At 68.6% G+C, this 20122-nt stretch carries 15 protein-coding genes and 1 pseudogene; 9 read left to right on the top strand and 7 right to left on the bottom strand.

From position 1 onward, the window contains the following. Positions 1-24 precede the first annotated feature (24 nt). Complete coding sequence (locus ACIP1U_RS01895; protein WP_400311013.1) at positions 25-3414, bottom strand: diguanylate cyclase; 3390 nt, start codon at positions 3412-3414, stop codon at positions 25-27. Positions 3415-3764: 350 nt separating this feature from the next. On the opposite strand from ACIP1U_RS01895, the gene ACIP1U_RS01900 reads away from it, so the two are divergent. Together ACIP1U_RS01900 and ACIP1U_RS01905 are read left to right on the top strand one after the other, a co-directional pair. Next, a complete protein-coding gene (locus ACIP1U_RS01900) occupies positions 3765-4172 on the top strand; it encodes a nuclear transport factor 2 family protein (protein WP_400311015.1) in 408 nt (135 codons plus the stop codon). 131 nt (positions 4173-4303) lie between these two features. Further along, positions 4304-5191 (top strand): c-type cytochrome, encoded by an 888-nt coding sequence (locus ACIP1U_RS01905; RefSeq protein WP_400311018.1) that lies wholly within the window; start codon positions 4304-4306, stop codon positions 5189-5191. A 27-nt stretch (positions 5192-5218) separates the two neighbouring features. Here ACIP1U_RS01905 and ACIP1U_RS01910 read toward each other — a convergent pair whose 3' ends face one another. Then, positions 5219-6397 carry an acyltransferase family protein gene (locus tag ACIP1U_RS01910; RefSeq protein ID WP_400311021.1) on the bottom strand — a complete coding sequence of 393 codons (1179 nt, stop codon included), beginning with the start codon at positions 6395-6397 and terminating at the stop codon, positions 5219-5221. A gap of 341 nt (positions 6398-6738) precedes the next feature. On the opposite strand from ACIP1U_RS01910, the gene ACIP1U_RS01915 reads away from it, so the two are divergent. The 3 genes from ACIP1U_RS01915 to ACIP1U_RS01925 all read left to right on the top strand — a co-directional run bounded on the left by ACIP1U_RS01915 (position 6739) and on the right by ACIP1U_RS01925 (position 10023). Then, on the top strand, positions 6739-7203 hold the full coding sequence (locus ACIP1U_RS01915; protein WP_400311024.1) for a (2Fe-2S)-binding protein: 465 nt from the start codon (positions 6739-6741) through the stop codon (positions 7201-7203). 16 nt (positions 7204-7219) lie between these two features. After that, positions 7220-9487, top strand: a complete 2268-nt coding sequence (locus tag ACIP1U_RS01920; RefSeq protein ID WP_400311027.1) for a molybdopterin cofactor-binding domain-containing protein — start codon at positions 7220-7222, stop codon at positions 9485-9487. Between the two features lie 248 nt (positions 9488-9735). Further along, positions 9736-10023, top strand: a complete 288-nt coding sequence (locus ACIP1U_RS01925; protein WP_063236953.1) for a hypothetical protein — start codon at positions 9736-9738, stop codon at positions 10021-10023. A 77-nt stretch (positions 10024-10100) separates the two neighbouring features. On the opposite strand, the gene ACIP1U_RS01930 is transcribed toward ACIP1U_RS01925, so the two are convergent. The 3 genes from ACIP1U_RS01930 to ACIP1U_RS01940 form a co-directional block, all read right to left on the bottom strand. Further along, a complete protein-coding gene (locus tag ACIP1U_RS01930) occupies positions 10101-11648 on the bottom strand; it encodes a transglycosylase SLT domain-containing protein (RefSeq protein WP_400311030.1) in 1548 nt (515 codons plus the stop codon). A gap of 243 nt (positions 11649-11891) precedes the next feature. Beyond that, complete coding sequence (locus ACIP1U_RS01935) at positions 11892-12242, bottom strand: hypothetical protein (protein ID WP_400311032.1); 351 nt, start codon at positions 12240-12242, stop codon at positions 11892-11894. 287 nt (positions 12243-12529) lie between these two features. After that, a complete protein-coding gene (locus ACIP1U_RS01940; RefSeq protein WP_400311035.1) occupies positions 12530-13036 on the bottom strand; it encodes a LysR family transcriptional regulator substrate-binding protein in 507 nt (168 codons plus the stop codon). Here ACIP1U_RS01940 and ACIP1U_RS01945 point away from each other — a divergent pair. Together ACIP1U_RS01945 and phnY are read left to right on the top strand one after the other, a co-directional pair. Further along, positions 12960-13364: pseudogene (locus tag ACIP1U_RS01945) on the top strand (MFS transporter); the annotation flags it as partial. The gene ACIP1U_RS01940 and the pseudogene ACIP1U_RS01945 sit on opposite strands and share 77 nt — an antisense overlap. Before the next feature lie 84 nt (positions 13365-13448). Beyond that, a complete protein-coding gene (gene phnY / locus ACIP1U_RS01950) occupies positions 13449-14894 on the top strand; it encodes a phosphonoacetaldehyde dehydrogenase (RefSeq protein WP_400311038.1) in 1446 nt (481 codons plus the stop codon). Between the two features lie 9 nt (positions 14895-14903). On the opposite strand, the gene ACIP1U_RS01955 is transcribed toward phnY, so the two are convergent. Then, positions 14904-15815 (bottom strand): LysR substrate-binding domain-containing protein, encoded by a 912-nt coding sequence (locus tag ACIP1U_RS01955; protein WP_400311041.1) that lies wholly within the window; start codon positions 15813-15815, stop codon positions 14904-14906. A 218-nt stretch (positions 15816-16033) separates the two neighbouring features. On the opposite strand from ACIP1U_RS01955, the gene ACIP1U_RS01960 reads away from it, so the two are divergent. Both ACIP1U_RS01960 and ACIP1U_RS01965 read left to right on the top strand, forming a co-directional pair. Next, complete coding sequence (locus ACIP1U_RS01960; RefSeq protein ID WP_400311744.1) at positions 16034-16969, top strand: Bug family tripartite tricarboxylate transporter substrate binding protein; 936 nt, start codon at positions 16034-16036, stop codon at positions 16967-16969. Positions 16970-16998: 29 nt separating this feature from the next. Then, complete coding sequence (locus ACIP1U_RS01965; RefSeq protein ID WP_400311044.1) at positions 16999-18282, top strand: hypothetical protein; 1284 nt, start codon at positions 16999-17001, stop codon at positions 18280-18282. A 143-nt stretch (positions 18283-18425) separates the two neighbouring features. Here the strand turns inward: ACIP1U_RS01965 and ACIP1U_RS01970 are convergent, their stop codons facing one another. Next, entirely contained in the window at positions 18426-20090 is a 1665-nt protein-coding gene (locus ACIP1U_RS01970) for a Na/Pi cotransporter family protein (protein ID WP_400311047.1), read from the bottom strand. Positions 20091-20122: the final 32 nt, after the last annotated feature.

Below are 20122 nucleotides of genomic sequence, written 5' to 3' on the forward strand. Positions count from 1 at the left end.
GGGTGGCGACAGCCGCCGAATGTATCACGCCCCCTGGTGTTGTTCGACGCCGCGCGGCCCGCACGCCTGCAGGAATGCATCGAGAGGCGTCGGCCGCCCGATCGCATAGCCCTGCGCATAGTCGACGCCGATCGCGCGCAGCGCGTTGAGCGTGCGTTCGTCCTCCACCCACTCTGCCACGGTCTTCACGCCCAACCGGTGGCCAATGTCGTTGATCGAACTGACGATCTCGCGGTCCACGGCGTTGTCGGCAAGCTGGCGGATAAAGCTGCCGTCGATCTTCAGGAAATCGACCGGAAACTGCTTCAGGTACGCAAACGACGACAGCCCCGAGCCAAAGTCATCGAGCGACACGGTGCAGCCTGCGCGCCGCATCTCCGACACCAGCCGGTTGGCCGCCGCCATGTTGTTGATCAGCGCCGTCTCGGTGATTTCGAGCCGGATCCGGTCGGCGGGCAGCGCGCTGGCATCCAGCTCGGCATGCAGGAAGGGCAGCAGGAATGGCTCGCCCAGCGAGTTGGCCGACAGGTTGATCGATACCGACAACCCCGGCACCGCACGCAGCCGCTCGCCGTAGCCGTGCAGCACGTTGTGGATGACCCAGCGGTCGACATGGCCCATCAGGTCGTAGCGCTCGGCGGCGGGAATGAAGGCGCCGGGCAGGATCATGTCCCCGTTCTCGTCGACCATGCGCACCAGGATCTCGATGTGGCGGTGGTCGCCACGTCCCTTGCCGGCAGGCTGCAGCGCGCGGATTTCCTGCGCGAACAGGCGGAAGCGGTTGGCTTCCAGCGCCGAGTGGATGCCCGCGGCGACTTCCAGTTCACGATGGTGGCGGCGCGCGTCGCTCTCGTCGCGCCGGTAGACCGAGACCCGGCTGCGGCCGGCGGCCTTGGCGGCGTAGCAGGCGACGTCGGCGCGGCTCATCAGTTCGCTGACGGGCGGCACGTCGAGGTCGATCGCGGCGATGCCGATGCTGGCGCCCACGTCATAGACCCGCCCTTCCCACGGGAAGCGGCGGCCGCGGATGGTGTCGATCACGCCCTGGCAGACCTGCTCTGCCTGGTCCACGGTGCAGTCCTTGAGCAGCAGCGCGAACTCGTCGCCGCCCAGCCGCGCCAGCAGGTCGTCGGGGCGCACGTGGTTGCGGATCAGGTAGCCCAGCTCACGCAGCAGCACGTCGCCGGCGCCGTGCCCGGCAGTGTCATTGACGATCTTGAAGCGGTCCAGGTCGATGAAGCACAGCGCGGCGCGGTGGCCATGCAGCCGCGCGGCGTCGCAAGCCTCGCGCAGGCGCTTTTCGAACCAGGTGCGGTTGGGCAGGCCGGTGAGCGCGTCGTGCATGGCCGAGCGCGCCAGCTCGCGCTGCAGCGCGCGCGCGGTGGTGATGTCCTGGAACACCAGCACCGCGCCCAGCACCTCGCCGGCGGCGGTCAGCACCGGTGCGGCGGAGTCCTGTACGTCGTGGCGTTCGCCGGTCAGGCTCTGCAGCACCGCGCCGTCCTGCAGGTAGGCAGGCGTCAGCGTGCGCAGGCAGGATTCGACCGGGCTGGGGATCGGATCGCCGGTGGCTTCGTCGACGATGCGGAAGACCTGCTCAAGCGGCAATCCGCTGGCGCTGCACAGGGTCCAGCCGGTCAGCTGCTCGGCGATCGGGTTCATGAAGGTGACGTGCATATTGGCGTCGGTGCAGATCACCGCATCGCCGATCGAGCGCAGCGTGATTTGCAGGCGCTCTTTCTCTTCGAACAGCGCCTCGGTCAGGCGGCGCTGCTCGGTGATGTCCCAGTTGGTGCCGACCAGCGCATGCGCCATGCCGTCGGCGCCGCGCGTGACCATGGCCATGGCGCGCACGTGGCGCACCGCGCCGTCGGGGCGGCGGATGCGGTATTCGGTGTCGAACGGCGCGGCGCCACGGATCGCCTGGCGCATCTCGGCACTGACGCGGCTGACGTCTTCCGGGTGCAGCATGGCGATCCACTGCTCGGCCTGCGGCGCGCCCAGCGCGGGATTGGTGTCGTGCAGCGCATGCATGCGGGCATCCCAGGTGATGACGGCGCTGGCGAAGTCCCATTCCCAGATGCCGACGCCGCCGGCCTCCACTGCCAGCTGGATGCGGCGCGACAGCCGTTCCAGCTCTCCCTGCGCCAGCTTGCGCGCATGGACGTCTTCGACCTGGGCAATAAAGTGCTGCGGCGCGCCGGTGTGCTCGTCGCGCGCCAGCGAGACCGCCAGCAGCGCCCAGCGGTACTGGCCGTCCTTGTGGCGGTAGCGCTTCTCCATGCGGTAGGACTCGATCTTGCCGTCCATCAGCAGCGCCGCCTGGCGCAGGTCGTCGGTCAGGTCGTCGGGGTGGGTCAACTGCTGGAAGGTGATGGCGCGCAACTCCTCGTCGCTGTAGCCCAGCAGCTCGGTCATGGCGCGGTTGACGGTCTCCCAGCGGCCCTCCATTCCAACCAGCGCCATGCCGATCGCCGAATGCTCCATGGCCTGGCGGAAGCGCTTCTCGCTGCTGCGCAGGCTGGTGCGGCCATGGCGGTTCTGTTCGGTCAGGTAGGCGATGCAGACCGGGAACACCATGATCACCGCGGCCGACAGCGGCACCGCTTCATGGCCGTGCCCGGCCAGCATCAGCGCCTGCAGCGACAGCGTCGCCACCAGCGTCAGCAGCGCGGTGGCGAACGGGTTGCCGGCCAGCGCCACCAGCACCAGCGGCAGCGACATCGCGGCAAACGGGTCGTGGCCCTGCCATTGCGCGAGCGCGCCGATGGCCAGGCACAGCGCCAGCAGGCCGGCCTGTGGCACCAGCAGTGGCCGCGCGAAGGCGGCGCGCACGCGCCCGCGCGTCATCGACAGCATCATCGGCAGCAGCAGCGCCATGCCCAGCGCGCTGGCCTGCCACCAGGTCCACCAAACCGACGCAAAGGGAGTGCCGTGCAGGCTGCCGATGGCCGCGGCACCGGCGGTGGCGCCCAGCGCCGGGGCGACGATGCCGGCGACCGCCAGCATCACCGCGAACGATGCCAGCGGCCCGTGGCGAACCAGCCCGGCGTGCCGGTCGAGCAGCCGCAGCAAGCCGGTGGCGCACAGGATCTCGGCCAGGTTGGCGCCGGCCAGCATCAGCGCGCTGGCAGTGCTGTCGCCGGCGGCATGGTTGGCCATCAGGTTTGCGCCCAGCATGCCGGCCAGCAGCCACGGCGTCTCGCGGCGCGGGCGGTGCAGCAGCAGCCCCAGCGCGAAGGCGTTGGGCAGCCATACCGCGGCCACGTTGCCTGGCAGGCGCGCCAGCCACAGGCCCACCGCCGCCAGAACGAAATAGCCGGCACCGGCCAGCAGCAGGGGCTGCCAGCGGCGCGGCGCGGCGGAATGGACAGTGGCGGCCTGGTGGCTCGGCGGGGCCGTATCGGGCGTCATGGACGGGTGCGGTGCAAAGGGCGGTGCAAATCGGTCGGAGCTGGGCGGCGGCTTTGGCGCACCGGGGCGCCGGGGCAGTATCGCCCCGGCAAGGCGCGCGGACGGACTGCCGCCCAGCGTAGCGGCAACTGTAACGGGGATGGGCACCCGGGCAAAAGCCGGGCAGCGGGCTGCCGTGGGCGTTGTTGCCACTGGTGTTCGGGCCGATTTTTTGGTAGGGGGTGGCGCAGCGGGTAAGGCCGGCCGGCGATGACCTCGCGGGTAATCGCGGCGCGGCGCGGGGGCATCCATCATGCAGCCATGGCCTGCCAGACGGGCCGAACGGATCCCAACCCGCACAGGAGAGCACCATGTCCGCTGCCGTCCAAGCTTCCCAGTCCAGCGTCGCCACCGATCCCGCCACGCTAGCCGACCGCTACCTCGCCGCCTGGAACGAAACCGATCCCGCGCGCCGCCGCGAACTGATCGCGCTGGCGTGGACCGAATCGGCCAGCTATGTCGATCCGCTGATGCGCGGCGACGGCCATGCCGGCATCGACGCCATGATCGCGGCGGTGCAGGGCAAGTTTCCGGGTTTCCGTTTTACCCGCGTCAGCCCCGTCGACGCGCATGGCGAGCACCTGCGCTTTAGCTGGGAGCTGGGGCCCGCGGGCGAGCCGGCGCTGGTGGTCGGCACCGATTTCGCCACCGTTGCCGCCGACGGCCGGCTGGCGCGCATGACGGGCTTTATCGACCGGGCCCCCGCCGGGCTGGCCTGAGCGTCCCCAAGCGCCCCAAGCGCACCAAGCCCGCCAGCGCCCCAGCGCACCTGTGTGGCCTGGCCCACCGACAGCCCCCCGTCCGCTGGACGCATCCTGCTGCATCCAGTGCGGCGGACAGGAGGGCGAAGATGGCACGTGTTCTGCGAGTGGCGGCATGGGGCCTGGCCGGCGTGGCCGCCGCCGTGGCGGTGGCGGCCTATGCAGCGGTCTGGGTCGGCGAGCGCAAGGCGTCGCGGACCGTGGCGGTGCAGGTCGCGCCGCTGCCCTTGCGCGACGACGCCGCCGCCATCGCCCACGGCAAGTACCTCTATGAATCGCGCGGCTGCATGGAGTGCCATGGCGCGGGCGCCGGTGGCAAGCAGGTGTTCGACGATCCCAACGGCCTGCGCGTGCGCGCGCCCGACCTGACCCGCGGCAACCCCGCCATCGCCGCGTACCGCGCCGAAGACTGGGTGCGCAGCGTGCGCCATGGCGTGGCGCCGTCGGGCCGGCCGCTGCTGATCATGCCGAGCGAGGACTACAACCGCCTCAGCGACGAAGACCTCGGTGCGCTGGTGGCCTACCTGCGCAGCCTGCCGCCAGGCATGGGCGCGCCCGCCGAAGTCAACCTGCCATGGATGGTGCGAGCGCTGTACGGCGTGGGCATGGTGCAGGACGCGGCTGCCAAGATCGACCACAGCCTGCCGGTGCAGCCCGCGCAGATGCCGGCGCCCACGGCGCAGTACGGCGGCTATGTCGCCAACGCCTGCCTGGGCTGCCATGGCCACGACTTCAGCGGCGGCAAGATCCCCGGCGCGCCGCCCGACTGGCCGCCGGCGGCAGACCTGCGCCCGGTCTCGGGCGGCGTCATGTCGCGCTATGGCCAGGCCGGCGCGTTTATCGAGATGATGCGCAGCGGCAAGCGGCCCGACGGCTCGCGGATCAGCCGGGTGATGCCGTTCGACTCGTTCGGGCGCATGAACGATACCGAGCTGACTGCGCTGTACCTCTTCCTCGCGGATATGCCGCGGCGCTGACGGCGCGCTGTCACTGCACCCCGCGCCTCATTGCCTTGCCAGCCGGCGTCCCGCGGCGATGCCCGGCAGCTCCACCCAGCGGTGCAGCAGCAGCGCCAGGCCCAGCGCCAGCGCGGCGTCGATCGCAAAGCGCAGCAGCTGCAGGCCGGTCTGGTCTGGCGTCAGTTCGGGCATCAGCCGCTTGACGCCTTCGATCACGGTGGGATGCACCAGGTAGAGCGCGTACGACAGCTCGCCCAGCCACACCAGCGCGCGCGGCACGCGCAGCATGCCGGTATGCTCGGCCGCGACCGCGCCTGCCAGCAGCAGCGCCGCCGGCACGCCGCGACCGGCCAGGCTGAAGTCCGGGCCGACCAGCGGCAGCGACAGCGCGAACGCCGCGCAGCCGGTGGCCAGCATCGCCAGCGCGATCGACGGCGTCAGCAGATGGCGCCAGCGCGCATAGGCCCAGGCCAGCAGGCAGCCGAGCAGGAATTCGAGCACCAGCGGGTTGCTCGCCATCGCCAGCCACGGCGACGCGAACGGGTGGCCCTGCGCGGGATCGGCGCCCAGCGCGCCGAAGCGCCGCCACGGCAGCACCAGCGTCGCCAGCGCAAACAGTGCCAGCACCACCCACAGCGCGCGCCGCCCGGCCAGCAGCAGTCCGAGCGCGAACGCGGCGTAGAACGCGATCTCATAGTTGAGCGACCAGCCCACGTACAGCGCCGGATAGCCGTAGTAGGGCGCATGCGCGGTCGTGGTCGGCAGGAACGCCAGCGACGCGGCGAACAGCGCCGGCGTCACCGGGTTGAGCAACAGTGCGTGGAGCACCGACATGGCCCAGTACGGCGGCGCCAGCCGGAATGCGCGGCGGACCAGGAAGCTGAGCGGACGCTCCGGGCGCGGCCGCGCCAGCACCGCGACCCAGGCAATGATGAAGCCGCTGATGATGAAGAAGACATCGACGCCGACATGGCCGCGCTTGATCACGTTGGCGGTCAGCCAGCCCAGCACGGGTGCGTCGGCCCCGCCCAGCGCGAGGCCGGAATGGTAGACAACCACGAAGGCCGCGGCCAGGCCACGCAGCGCCTGGATGCTGTCGAGCCGGGCAATGGCAGGGGAGGTGCGGGAGGTATGGGAGGTATGGGAGGTATGGGAGGTGCGGGAAACGGCGGGAGCGTCGGCGGCGCGGGCGCCGGGCCGCACGGCGCCTGGCGGTGCTGGCATACCCGTCACCGGATGGTGGCGTTCTGGAATAGTCGGCGGCACTGTTTCAGCGGCAGGAATCCGCAAGCGATGAATCCATGAGGGACAACGGGCAAATGCACAAAGTTCGTGCAAAAACCACCGAAGCGCGCATATGCGCCCCACGCGCCTCAATGTGCGAACCAATGCGTCCGGCAAGGTGACCGGAATTGCACTATCCTCACTTGTCCCGTGCGCCACGCTGCGCGCGGGCAGTGCCCCCGCATCTTCACGCGTTCGCCATGCCGGCCCAAGCCGGCGGACGGCGCGCGGGCCCGGGCACACGCCATGACCAGCGGGCAACGTACCCAAGGAGTGTCCCCATGACCACCCTCAACATCAACGTCAACGGCAAGACCCGCACGGTCGACGTGGATCCGTCCACGCCGCTGCTGTGGGCGCTGCGTGACAACCTCGACATGACCGGCACCAAGTTTGGCTGCGGCATGGCCGCGTGCGGGGCCTGCACCGTGCATATCAACGGCCAGGCGACGCGCAGCTGCGTGACGCCGGTGTCCGCCGCGGCGGGCGCCAGCATCACCACCATCGAAGGCGTGGACACCGACAAGGTCGGCCGCGCCGTGCTCGACGCGTGGGTCAAGCACGATGTCGCGCAATGCGGTTATTGCCAGAACGGGCAGGTGATGAGCGCCATCGGCCTGCTGCGCGGCAAGCCGCGCCCCACCGACGCCGACATCGACCAGGCCATGGCCGGCAACCTGTGCCGCTGCGGCACGTACCAGCGCATCCGCGCGGCGATCAAAGACGCCGCGCGCGCGCTGGCCTGAGCGGGAGGAACCCATCATGCGAATCCGAGGCATTGAGGCACTGGCTGGCGGCCAGGGCGGCAACGACGGCGCGGCGCAAGGCGGTGGCATCGCCACGCTGAGCCGCCGCGGTTTCCTGAAGCTCACCGGCCTGGCCGGCGGCGGGCTGGCGCTGGGCGTGGCGCCGCTGGCGCAGGCACAGGAGACGGGCAAGCCCAAGGCGTCGCCGTCGGCGCCGCAGGCATTCCTGATCATCGCGCCGGACAACACCGTCACGGTGGCGGTGAACCGGCTGGAATTCGGCCAGGGCGTGCATACCGCGCTGCCGATGGCGCTGGCGGAAGAACTGGACGCCGACTGGCGCAATGTGCGCGCGACGCTGGCGCCGGCGGGCGACGCGTACAAGGATCCCGCCTTCGGCATGCAGATGACCGGCGGCTCGACCGCGCTGAACCACTCGTTCCAGCAGTACCGCGAGCTGGGCGCGCGCGCCCGCGCCATGCTGGTGAGCGCGGCCGCGCAGAAGTGGAAGGTCGATCCGGCTGGCATCAAGGTCGAGCAGGGCGTGCTCACCTCCGGCAGCCACCGCGCCACGTTCGGCGAACTGGCGCCGGCGGCAATGGCGTTGCCCGTGCCGCAGCAGGTCACGCTGAAGGACCCGTCGCAGTTCCGCATCGTCGGCAAGCCCACGCAGCGGCTGGACGCACGCGGCAAGATGGCGGCGACCACGCCGTTCGGCATCGACACGAAGCTCGACAAGATGGTGGTGGCCGTGGTCGCGCGCCCGCCGCGCTTTGGCGGCAAGGTGAAGTCGTTCAACGCGGACAAGGCGCGCGCGGTGCAGGGCGTGCATGGCGTGATGCAGGTGCCGGTGGATCGCGGCGGCACCGGCGTGGCGGTGGTCGGCAGCGGCTACTGGCCGGCCAAGATGGGCCGCGATGCGCTCGAGATCCAGTGGGAAGACGCGGGCTCCAAGGTCTCGTCGCAGGCGCTGTTCGAAGAGTACGCCAGGCTGGCCGCGCAGCCGGGCACGGTGGCGCGGGCAGGCGAGGGCGCGGGTGGGGGAGATATCGGCGCGGCCATCAACGGCGCAGCGCGCAAGATCGAGGCCGACTTCCGCTTCCCGTACCTCGCGCATGCGCCGATGGAACCGCTCAACTGCACGCTGCAGCCCGAGGTGTCGGGCGGCAAGCTGCAGGCGGTCAAGGTGTGGGTGGGGTCGCAGTTCCAGACCGTCGACCAGGCCGCGATCGCTCGCACGCTGGCCCTGGCGCCCGACAAGGTGGTGCTCAACACCATGATGGCAGGCGGCGGCTTCGGCCGGCGCGCGGTGCCGACCTCCGACTACCTTGTCGAAGCGGCCAACGTGCTCAAGGCCTGGGTAGCCGCAGGCCATGCCGAGCCGCTCAAGGTGGTGTGGAGCCGCGAGGACGATATCCGCGGCGGCTACTACCGTCCGCTGCATCTGCACCGCGCGCGCATCGGCTTCGATGCGCAGGGCAAGGTGGTGGGCTGGCAGCACACCGTGGTCGGGCAGTCGATCCTGAAGGGCACGCCGTTCGAACCGTTCATGGTCAAGAACGGTGTCGACGCGACCATGACCGAGGGCATCGTCGAGAACGATTACGACCTGCCGCTGCAGATGTCGGTGCATCACCCGCAGGTGGACGTGCCGGTGCTGTGGTGGCGCTCGGTCGGCAACACGCATACCGCCTTCGTCAAGGAAACGCTGGCCGACGAAATGGCCGCCGCCGCCAGGCAGGATCCGGTGGCGTTCCGGATGGCGCGCCTCGACGAAAAGAAGCACGCGCGCCATCGCGCCGCGCTGCAGCTGGCGGTGGACAAGTCCGGTTATGGCAAGCGCAAGCTGCCCAAGGGGCATGCGTGGGGCGTGGCGGTGCACGAGTCGTTCAACAGCGTGGTGGCCTACGTGGTTGACGTGTCGCTGGTGAAGGGCGAGCCGCGCGTGCACCGCGTGACCGCCGGCGTGCATGCCAACCGCGTGGTCAACCCGCTGTCGGCCGAAGCCCAGATCCAGGGCGGCTGCGTGTTCGGGCTGGCGATGACGAAGCCGGGGTTTGCCATCGAGATCGAGAATGGCGCCGTGAAGAACAGCAACTTCACCGACTTCCCGCCGCCGCGCATTACCGATGCGCCGGTGGTGGACGTGTTCTTCGTGCCGTCGCAGGACAACCCCACGGGCCTGGGCGAGCCGGGCGTGCCGCCGATCGCGCCCGCGGTGGCGAATGCGCTGTTCCGGTTGACCGGCAAGCGCCAGCGGCAGTTGCCGTTCGTGCTGGCCTGACGCAGATAGGCGGCGCCCGTCCCGTGCATGGGCGCCGCGCCCGCGCATCCCCCGAATGCGGCTGGCGGGTGCGCTTGTTGTAATCGCACCAGTGTTTGCGCCGGCATGGCTGCACCCTATTGCGTTTGCGCGCCGGGCCGCGTAGAACGTGGAGACACTGCGCCGCCCGATCGCCCCGCTGCACTCTGACAACCCCGGACAACCCCCGGGCAGCCCGGGCCGGCGCGCCGGACGTTCGAGGTGTGGCCATGGAGACCCAGGAAAGTACCCTAACCCTAGCCCTGATGACGGAGCCCGCGCGGGCCCGCGTGTGCCGCGCGCTGCTCGACGCGGGCGAGAACGGGCTGCCCGCGGCCGACCTGGCCCACATCGCCAAGGTCAGCCTGGCACGCGCCGGCCACTTGTTCCAGGAACTGGTGCAGGCCGAAGTGCTGGCGCTGTCGATCCAGGAACGCAAGGTCTGCTACGTGCTCAAGGCGCGACGCGCGGTCACCGAAGCGCTCGGATACATCGACGCGAGCGGCCTGGCTGACTGAGTGCGTCCGGCGCCGCGCGGACACTAATGCCGGCCTCTGATTCCGGCCCACTGATTCCGGCCCGCTGATCTCGGCCGCTATTTCTGTACTTGCCTGATCGCGCGCTCGCGTGCCGCCTGCATGTCCTGCATGAGCCGGTACGCCGCGTAGTACTTGAAGATATTGCGCACATAGGTGGTGGTCTCGATGCCGATCCTCTCCGCCACCACGATCTCGACATTGTTGAACCACTTGTCGGGATCCAGCCCCCGCGCCGCCGCTTCCTTGCGCATCTTGGCGATATTGCCCGGCCCGGCGTTATAGCTGGCAAAGGCGAACAGCGGCCGGTCCGATTCCGAGAAATGCGCGTCGGGGAAGTACTTCGTCATCAGCCGGTCCATGTACTTGGCGCCAGCGTGGACGTTGGACTCGGCCATCCTGATATTGCCGACATTCAGCTCCTTGCCGGTGGCCGGCATGATCTGCATGATGCCGACCGCGCCCACATGGCTGCGCGCCTCCTGGTTCAGCTGCGACTCCTGGAAGCCCTGCGCGGCCAGCATCAGCGGGTCAAAGCCATAGTCCTTGCCATACTTCTCGAAGAACGCGATGGTCTGCTGGAAGCGCTTGTACTCGGCATCGCTGGTGTTGTTCTTGATCTGCTTGACGCGCTGCATGGCTTGCTTGAGCCGGTACTCCGCCACGCCCTGCTTCTTGACAAAATTGACGTAGAAGTCATCGATCACCTGCCGCAGCTGCGGACTGTTCTTGCGGAAGGCCCAGCCGACATAGCCGCCTTCGCGCACGGCCAGGTCTTGGCGCACCTTGATGTCCGGCAGGATTTGCGCCCACATCGCGGCCTTCCAGTCATCGACCACGACGATCTGCAGCACGCCCGCGTTGAGCATCTCGAGCGCGTCTTCGTCTTCAAGCGCGTCGGGCAGCATGACCAGCTTCATCGGCGCCTTTCCGGCGTGGCGCAGGCCGTCGTTCAGCAGGGTCAGGCTATCGAAATAGCTGCTGGCGCGCCGTACGTGCACGGTCTTTCCGGCAAGGTCGTCGAGACGCTGCAATGCCGGCGCCTTCGGCCCGGTGACCACCAGCTCGCGCACCGGCTTGCGGTCGCGCGGCGCGGCGAAGTCCACCTGCTTCAGCCTGCCCTCGGTCTCGGTCAGGTTGCCGGCGGCGATATCGCCAAGCCCCGCCATCAGGTCAGGCAGCAGGCGGTCGCGCGTGGTCGGGATGATGATGATCGTCAGCGGGCGCTTGCCGAGCTGGTCGGCGTATTTCTTGTTCAGGTAGCGCTCGAAGTCACGCACCAGTTCCGCGGTCAGTCCGCGCTCGCGCCCCTTGTCGTTGAAGTAAAGCGTGCGGCTGTATGGCACCAGCACGCGGATGACGCGGCTATTGAACATCACGTCGAAGTCGCCGGTACGGGGCTTGTTGGCAAGGTTCAGGCCACGTGGCTTGGCGGGGACTGCCTGGCTCGGCGGAGCAGTGGCGGCCGGGGCCGTCGCAGCGGGCGCCGGCTTTTGCGAAGGCGATGTTTGCTGCGCCACGGCAGAGGGCGCGCGCAGGCTGAAGATGCCCATCAGGCCGGACAGAAGCAGGCCTGCCAACCAGAAGGACGGGCGGACAGCGGACATGGCGTGGAATGCAAGCCGCGCAAGCATGCGCGCGGGTTGCCCATATGGAGTCTAGGCGCGATACGGCGGCTTGCAAGCGCGGGCATTGCGCGGGCATTGCGCGGGCATTGCACGGTCAGCGGGAAGCCAGCGCAGACCTATGCGCAACGCTGGGTGGAGGTGTGTCAGCGGAGGAAATCAGGGGAGGGGAAAGAAGTGGCCGGCCGACGCCGGCCACCATGACAACAGGCTTGCACTATGCTGCTACTGCTTTGGCGCTGCCATTTCCTGGCGGGCCGTGGCGTCCGCGGCCTTGTCCTCGACCTTGCGCTCCTGCCTGGCCTCGCCGACTTCTTCCTTGTACTCGCCCTTGGCGGCCTTCTTCTTTGCCTTGTATTCGTCGGAGGCGCGCTTGCGAGCCTCGCGGCGTTCGACCAGCGGGTCCTTGGGCGGCTCGATCTGGGTGACGCCGGGCGGCACGCCCTGCGCGCCGGCCGGAGGTGCCGCGGGCGCGGCGGTGGTCTGGGCGAAAACGGTGGCACAGCTGAGGCCTGCCAGGCCGGCGGCAATCGCGCCGACGATCTTGGGAAGGCGAGCGGGCTGTTTCGGATCCATGGAAAACCTCCAGAGTTGTTGTTGGAGGCGCCGGCAGTGGAGGGGCCCGGCGCGCCTGGGACCGCGCATCGCCACCTTGGCGGAGATGCAGCGGTAGCACTCAGTCTAGGCAGCGGGGCCGTGTTGCGCTGTCGGTCGCGGGCTGATGCGGTGCCGGCATTACTCCTACACGACGGCGCTGATGCCTGGCCGCAACAGACTCTGGCAAAAGGGCCCGGCCGCCACATGGCGGCTGGCGTGGCTGGCGTGGCTGGCGTGGTTGGCGTGGCTGGCGTGGCTGGCGTGACTCAGCGAGGCGGCGACAGCGCCACGCCCAGCAGCGCGGCAATCAGCGGCCGGTCCTTGCGCACGTCCAGGCAGCACAGCGCGTAGCCGATCGACAGCAGCGCATCGTCGACCGGCACTTCCTGCAGTCCCGGCAGCGGGATGCATTCGATCTGCGTGACGAAGCTGATGCCCATGCCGCTGGCCGCGGCATGCAGCGTTGCCTCGCGGCAGTTGATCTCCATCGCGCAGTGCAATGCCACCCCATGCTGCCCGCACGCGCGCTCGACGCGGTCGCGCGTCTTCGAGCCCGGCTCGCGCAGGATCACGGACTCGCCGGCAAGGTCCTGCAAGGTGATCGCGTCGCGCGTCGCCAGCCGGTGCCCGCGCGGCACCACCGCGACAATGCGTTCGCTGCGGTAGGGCACGATGTGCAGGCCCGGCACGGGATCGGGTTCGGCCTTCGGTGCGCTGTCCAACGGCTGGATCTCCGACCGGCTGTTCGGCTCCAGCCGCAGCAAGGCCATCATGCTCTACATGGTGCTGGGCGCGATCGCGTCGATGGTCATGTACCAGTTGCCGACGGGCATGGGCGCGATCGTCGCGCTGTTCCTGGCAGGCTTCTTCGTCTACGGCCCCGCCTCCTCGTTCTGGGCGCTGTGCCCGGACCTGGTCGGCGCCAGGCGCGCGGGAACCGCGACCGGCATCCTGAACTTCTTCTCCTACCTGCTCGCCGGCCTGGGCGAGCCGCTGATCGGCCGCATCCTGGACCAGTCGGGCGATACCTCGCTGGTGTTCCCGATCGTGGCGGCCAGCTGCATGATCAGCGCCATCATCGCGGCCTTTATCCGCCGCTGAACGCAGGGGCACCGGGCCGGCTCCCGCGTCCCCGTATTCCTTCCCTCCTGACGACTGCGCTCCGCACCCCGGGGCATCGACATCATGAACGCACTGCAAGCCATCCCCGAAATCCGCCACGAAGCGCTGCGCATCGCCGGCGAAAAGATCTACCGCGAAGACGTGATCGAGGTGACCTACCCGTACACCGGCGAAGTCATCGCCACGGTGCCCAAGGCCACGCTCGACGACGTGCGCCGCGCCTACCGCATCGCGCGCGACTACCAGCCCACGCTGACGCGCTACGAGCGCTACAAGATCCTGATGCGCGCGGGCGAGATCATCGCCTCGCGGCTGGACGAGATCTCGCGCACCATCACGCTGGAATCCGGGCTGTGCCGCAAGGATTCGCTATATGAAGTGGGCCGCGCCTCCGACGTGCTGCTGTTCGCCGCCAACCAAGCCCTGGTCGACGACGGCCAGGTGTTCTCGTGCGACCTGACGCACCACGGCAAGAGCCGCAAGGTCTATACGCTGCGCGAACCCTTGCTTGGCGTGATCACCGCGATCACACCGTTCAACCATCCGCTCAACCAGGTGATCCACAAGGTCGCGCCGGCGGTGGCCACCAACAACCGCATGGTGCTCAAGCCCAGCGAGAAGACGCCGCTGGCTGCCTGCATGCTGGCCGATATCCTGTACGAGGCCGGGCTGCCGCCGCAGATGCTGTCCGTCGTCACCGGCGACCCGCGCGAGATTGCGGACGAGATGCTGACGCACCCCGACGTGGACCTGGTGACCTTCACCGGCGGCGTGCCGATCGGCAAGTACATCGCGGCTACCGCCACCTACAAGCGCCAGGTGCTGGAGCTGGGCGGCAACGATCCGATCATCGTGATGGAAGACGCCGACCTGGAAGAAGCCGCCACGCTCGCGGCCAGCGGCTCGTACAAGAACTCGGGCCAGCGCTGCACGGCGATCAAGCGCATGCTGGTGCATGAAGCCGTGGCCGACCGCTTTGTCGAGCTGCTGGTGCAGAAGACCGAAGCCGTCAACTATGGCGACCCGATGGACCCGAAGGTCGACATGGGCACCGTGATCGACGAGGCCGCAGCGATCCAGTTCGAGACCGTCGTCAATGAAGCCATCGCCGCCGGCGCGACGCTGCGCTACGGCAATATCCGCCGCGGCGCGCTGTACTCGCCCACGGTGCTGGATCATGTCGATCCGCAGATGACGGTAGCCAGGCACGAGACCTTCGGGCCGGTGTCGCCGGTGATCCGCTTCAAGGATATCGACGAGGCGATCCGCATTTCCAACGGCACCGCCTACGGCCTGTCGTCCTCGGTCTGCACCAACCGGCTCGACTACATCACGCGCTTCGTGCGCGAGCTGAAGGTCGGCAGCGTCAATGTGCGTGAAGTGCCGGGATACCGGCTGGAGCTGACGCCGTTCGGCGGCATCAAGGACTCAGGGCTGGGCTACAAGGAGGGTGTGCTGGAGGCGATGAAGAGCTTCTGCAATACCAAGACGTATTCGCTGCCATGGTAAGCCCTTGCGTCAGGCGTTCGATGCCGGCCGCAGCGTACGGAAATGCGCAGCGACCAGCGCGGCGAACGCCTCGGCGATGGCGGACGGCGCCCAGTGGCCGGAGAACGCCATGCGCGCGTCGACCGGGCAACGCGGGGATAGCGGCACCACGCGCAACGCATGCGCGAAGACATTGGCAACGTACTGGTTGACGATACCGATGCCGGTGCCTTGTGCCGCCATCGTGCAGATGGTGCCGGAGTAGGTGGTCTCGATGGTTGCCGCAGGCTCGGCGCCGACGCGGCGCATGCTCTCCCGCAGCGCCACGTGCAGCGGGTCGTCGGCATTGAGCGTGATCAGCGACTGCCCGGCAAGGTCCCGCACATGCAGCGACGGGCGGCGCGACAGCGGATGGTCCGGGTGCATGACGCAGACCGCGTGGCTCTTGTGCATGATGCGCACGTCGAATTGCGGATGGTCCAGCGGGCTTGTGCTCAGCACCAGATCGAACCGTCCGGTCAGCAGCCCGTCGCGCAGCGCATGCGCGCCGACGGTCTGCAGGTTCAGGTGGATATCGGCATGCCGGGCCGAAAACTGGCCGACCACGGCGGGCAGCACGCCCAGCCCCAGCGAGGGGGTGCATCCCACACGCAGCATGCCGGTGCCTGACTTGCGCAGTGCCGCCACATCCTGCTCGATCCGCGCGAGTCCCTGGAAGTGGTTCTGCACCGACTCGAACAGCGTGCGGGCTTCCTGCGTGGGCCGCAGCCGGCCCTTGTCGATATCGAACAGCTTGAGTTCCGCAGCCGCCTGCATCTGCGACAGCAGGCGGCTGACGGAGGGCTGCGTGGTGTGCAGCATCGCGGCGGCGGCAGTGGTGGTGCCAGTCAGCATGACGGCGCGGAACGCTTCGATTTCACGAAAGGACAGGGGGCGCGGCATGGCATTCGATCCGGTGAGCCGCTGCAGGCATGCGCGGCGGCGACGGTCGATGGTATATCAATCCTGAATAGCTGTCGTATAACAATGCATTATTCAGAATAGGCTCGTCCCCCTACACTGCGAAGCAACGACACGAACACCACAATGCAGGCCGCAACAAGGGGGAGAGCATGCAAGAAAAGCCGTTTCACAAGCTCGTGCTGGCTGGCGTCGCCGCGATGCTGCTGGGCAGCGCCGGCGCCGTATCGGCGCAGGCGAATTATCCGGATCGCCCGATCCGCATCATCGTGCCGTTCAGCGCGGGTGGCAGCTCGGACCTGCAGGGCCGCATGCTGGCCGACAAGCTCGGCAAGCTGTACCACCAGTCGGTCGTAGTCGAGAACCGGCCCGGCGCCGGCGGGCATATCGGGGGCAAGGCCGTGGTCGATGCGCCGGCCGATGGCTACACGCTGCTGCTGGGCTCGCTCGGCCTGCACGCGACCTACAACACCTTCAAGAAGCTGAACTACAACCCGGCCACCGACCTGAAAGTGGTGACCGTGCTGGCGGAAATGCCGCATGTGGTCATCGCCAACCCGCGGCTGCCGGCGAGCAACCTGCAGCAGCTGGCCGCGGCGGCGCGGCAGCGGCCGGACACGATGACGTTCGGCTCCGCCGGCGTGGGTTCGTCGGTGCATATGATGGGCGAACTGTTCCGTCTCAACGCCGAGGCGCCGATCGTCCACGTGCCCTACAAGGGCAGTTCGGCGGCCATGACCGACCTGCTCGGCGGGCAGATCGACCTCATGTTCGAGAATCCGCCGACCACGCTGGCCTATATCCGCTCCGGCAAGCTGAAGGCACTGGCCGTCACGGGCAAGACGCGTTCACCGGCGCTGCCCAATGTTCCGACGGCTGCCGAGTCCGGCTTCCCGGGATTCGTCGCCACGTCGTGGACGACCGTGGCGGTGAGCGCGAAGGTGCCCGATGCCATTGCCGACAAGCTGAACGCCGATATCCGCCAGATCGCCGCGACGCCGGAATTCCGCAAGGGGCTGGAAGAGCAGGGCATGACGCCCGTGGCCAACACCCGGGAAGCGGCGCGCAAGTTCGTCGCGGAGGAGAAGGGCCGTTGGGAGCAGGTCATCGCCAGGGGCAAGATCAGCGCCGAGTGACGCAGACATCCAGTTTCGACATCCAACCCATGAAGCCATCCCGCATCATCGATACACCGCTTCCGGCGCGCCGCCTCGGCGCGGACGGAAAGCACCATTTCTTCGGCTACTACAACAAGAGCAACTGGGACCGCAGCGACCGCTACGTGCTGGCGCAGCGCGTGCCGATGGCGGATGCCGACCTGCACCCGGGACTCGAAGCCGAGATCGGTTTCTTCGACCTGGAAGACGGCCAGCGTTTTCACCGTGTCGGCAGCACCACCGCCTGGAACTGGCAGATGGGCGCGCAACTGCAATGGCTCGACGGCTTGCCGGGCCGGCAGCTGATTTACAACTGCCGCACCGATGACGACGGTGCGCGCTATCCCCGGCTGGGCGCGATGGTGCATGACGCCGACACCGGCACCGACCGCACGCTGCCGATGCCGGTCTACGTGGTCGCGCCGAACAGCCGCTTTGGCCTGTGCGTGGACTACCGGCGTCTCTATGTCACGCACCAGACCATCGGCTACAGCGACAACACGCCCCAGCCGCCGCTCGCGCTGGCACCGGCCGACGACGGCATCTGGCACATGGACATCGCCAGCGGCGAGTCGCGCCTGATCGTGAGCTACCAGGCGCTGCGCCAGTTCCATCCGCGTGCGTCGATGGACAAGGCGATCCACTGGGTCAGCCATATCGAGATCAATCCCGCCTCGTCGCGCGTGCTGCTGCTGCATCGCTGGACCGAGCGGGTCGAGGACGAGACCTGCTTCCTGCACCGGCTGATCACGGTCAATCCGGATGGCAGCGACTTGCGGCTGCTGGAGTGCTCGGACCATCCGCTGCCCCAACTCGCCGACGACTTCGATCCGACTGCGGTGGGTACCTTCGACTACGAGAAATCCGAGTACCAGATATCGCATCCGCTCTGGCGCGATGACGACACCATCATCGTGTGGGGCCCGCATGCGGGCAGCATCCACTATCACCTGTACCAGGACCGCGACGGCGGCGAGGTGCGCGTGGTCGGTGACGGCGTGCTGACCGAGAACGGGCATATGACGTTCTCGCCGGTGAATCCGCGCTGGCTGCTCAGCGATACCTATCCGGATGCGCAGACCAACGAGCGCACGCTGTTCCTGTACGACATGCAGCACGGCATGCGCCACGACCTGGGACGCTTCTACACCAGCCCCGCGCTGAAGAAGGAGAACCGCTGTGACCTCCATCCCCGCTGGAGCCGCGACGGCCGGCGGGTGTGCATCGACTCCATCCACGAGTCGGAGCGCCAGCTATATGTGATCGACGTGTCGCCGCTGGTTGCCGCGTGATGGCGCGGCGGGCGTGCCCTGACATCAGCACGCCCCCGCTGCAACACGCTATTCCGCCTTCACATTGGCGCTGCGCACCACCTCGCCCCGGCGCTTGAGTTCCGCCGCGGTGAATTCGGGCGGTTCTCGACCACCACCTGCTGTTATGCCGCGCCTGGACTGCCGGCGGCTAGTGCTGGAACATCTTCGGGGAGCGTGCCGCGCAGCGCACCGGGCATGCCCACCGGCGCGGCGCACAGCAGCGCATTCATCTGCGACAGCTCGCGCAGCGTGTCGAGGTGCAGCGCACTGGTTTCCACGCTGGCCGTGCGCCGCTGCGACACGCGGGCAAGGTGGCGGGCGGTGAAGCGTTCGGCGCGTGCCAGGAAGCGCGCGGCGCAGTCGTTGAGCAGCGCGTGGGCGGCGCGGTCGCCGGCGACGAACAACGACATCCGGGTACGCAGGTTGGCCGCCAGCATGTCGCACAGTTCCAGCAGCTCGGCGCTGCCCTCGTCAGAGAAGCAATGGTTGCGGCGCAGCTTGCGCTGGTCCAGGTCGACCAGGGTGCGCTCCGCGATGTCGCCTGCGTATTCCAGGTTGATATTGAGCAGCATGATCTCGTCCCAGCGCGCGGCATCCTCGGCATCGAGCTTGGCGGCATCGACGTCGGTCAGGTACATCTTGACCGACGAGTAGAGTTCGTCGATGCGGTCGTCCAGCGCGCAGCAGCGCGCGTTCGCGGCCCGGTCATTGGCGGCGATCGCCAGCTTCATGCCGGCGAGCATGTCTTCGATGACGTCGCCGATGCGCACGACTTCGCGGGTGGCATTGCCCAGCGCAACGGACGGATGCTGCAGGTCGCCCTGGCTCAGGTAGCGCGCGCCGCGCGACACCGCGTCGGCGGGTGCATCGGGCAACCATCGCGTGCACAGGGACGCCACCGGTCCGACGAACCAGATCAGCGTCGCGGCCAGGATCAGGTTGAACGCCATGTGGAAGTCGATGGCCATGGTGGCGGCGCTGCTGCCGATGCCCGCGAGCAGCGGCGGCACGATATCCAGCAGCGGCAGGAACACCAGCACCCCGGCGATGCGGAAGAGCAGGTTGGCAAGCGATACGCGCCTGGCCGCAGGCGCGCTGGCGGAATTGGCCAGGCAGGCAATCAGGCCGCTGCCGAGATTGGCGCCAAGCACCAGCGGCAGCGCGGTCTCCGGCGCGATGACGCCCCCCATGGCCAGCGTTGCGGTCAGCAGGACGGCGGCCAGGCTGGAGTACGCCAGCAGGGCCAGCAGTGCGCCGATCACCACCGCAAGCAGCGCGTCATGGCCCAGCGAGGTAAAGATGGCGCGCACGAGTTCGGCATGCAGCAGCGGGGCGGCGTAGAGGCGGATCAGCTGCAGGGCCAGCGTGATCAGCCCGAGTCCCACCACGACTTCGCCCGCGCGGCCGCGCAGGCTGGCCTTGCCGGACAGCCGCATGGCAATGCCGGTCACCAGCAGCAGCGGCGATAGCCACGAGATGTCGACCGACAAGAGGCGCGCCATCATGCTGGTGCCGACATCCGCGCCGAGCACGATCGGCAGCGCCGCCGACAGCGACACCAGGCCCTCGGCGACGAAGGCGCTGGTCATCAGCGCCGTGGCGCTGCTGCTCTGGATCAGCGCGGTCACGCCCAGCCCGGCCAGGAAGCCGCGCGCCGGACTGGCGGTGCCCGCCGCCAGCACCAGCCGCAACCGTGGCCCCAGCAGCTCCAGCATGCCGTGGCGCGTGACATGCGTGCCCCAGATCAGCAGGGCGACGCCGGACATCAGGGAAAGCAGGATCTGCATGGCGCCTCGGTGGTGTGGTCGCGGCCATCAGG

It is taken from the genome of Cupriavidus sp. NPDC089707 (assembly GCF_044748965.1).
Classification (GTDB): Bacteria; Pseudomonadota; Gammaproteobacteria; order Burkholderiales; family Burkholderiaceae; genus Cupriavidus.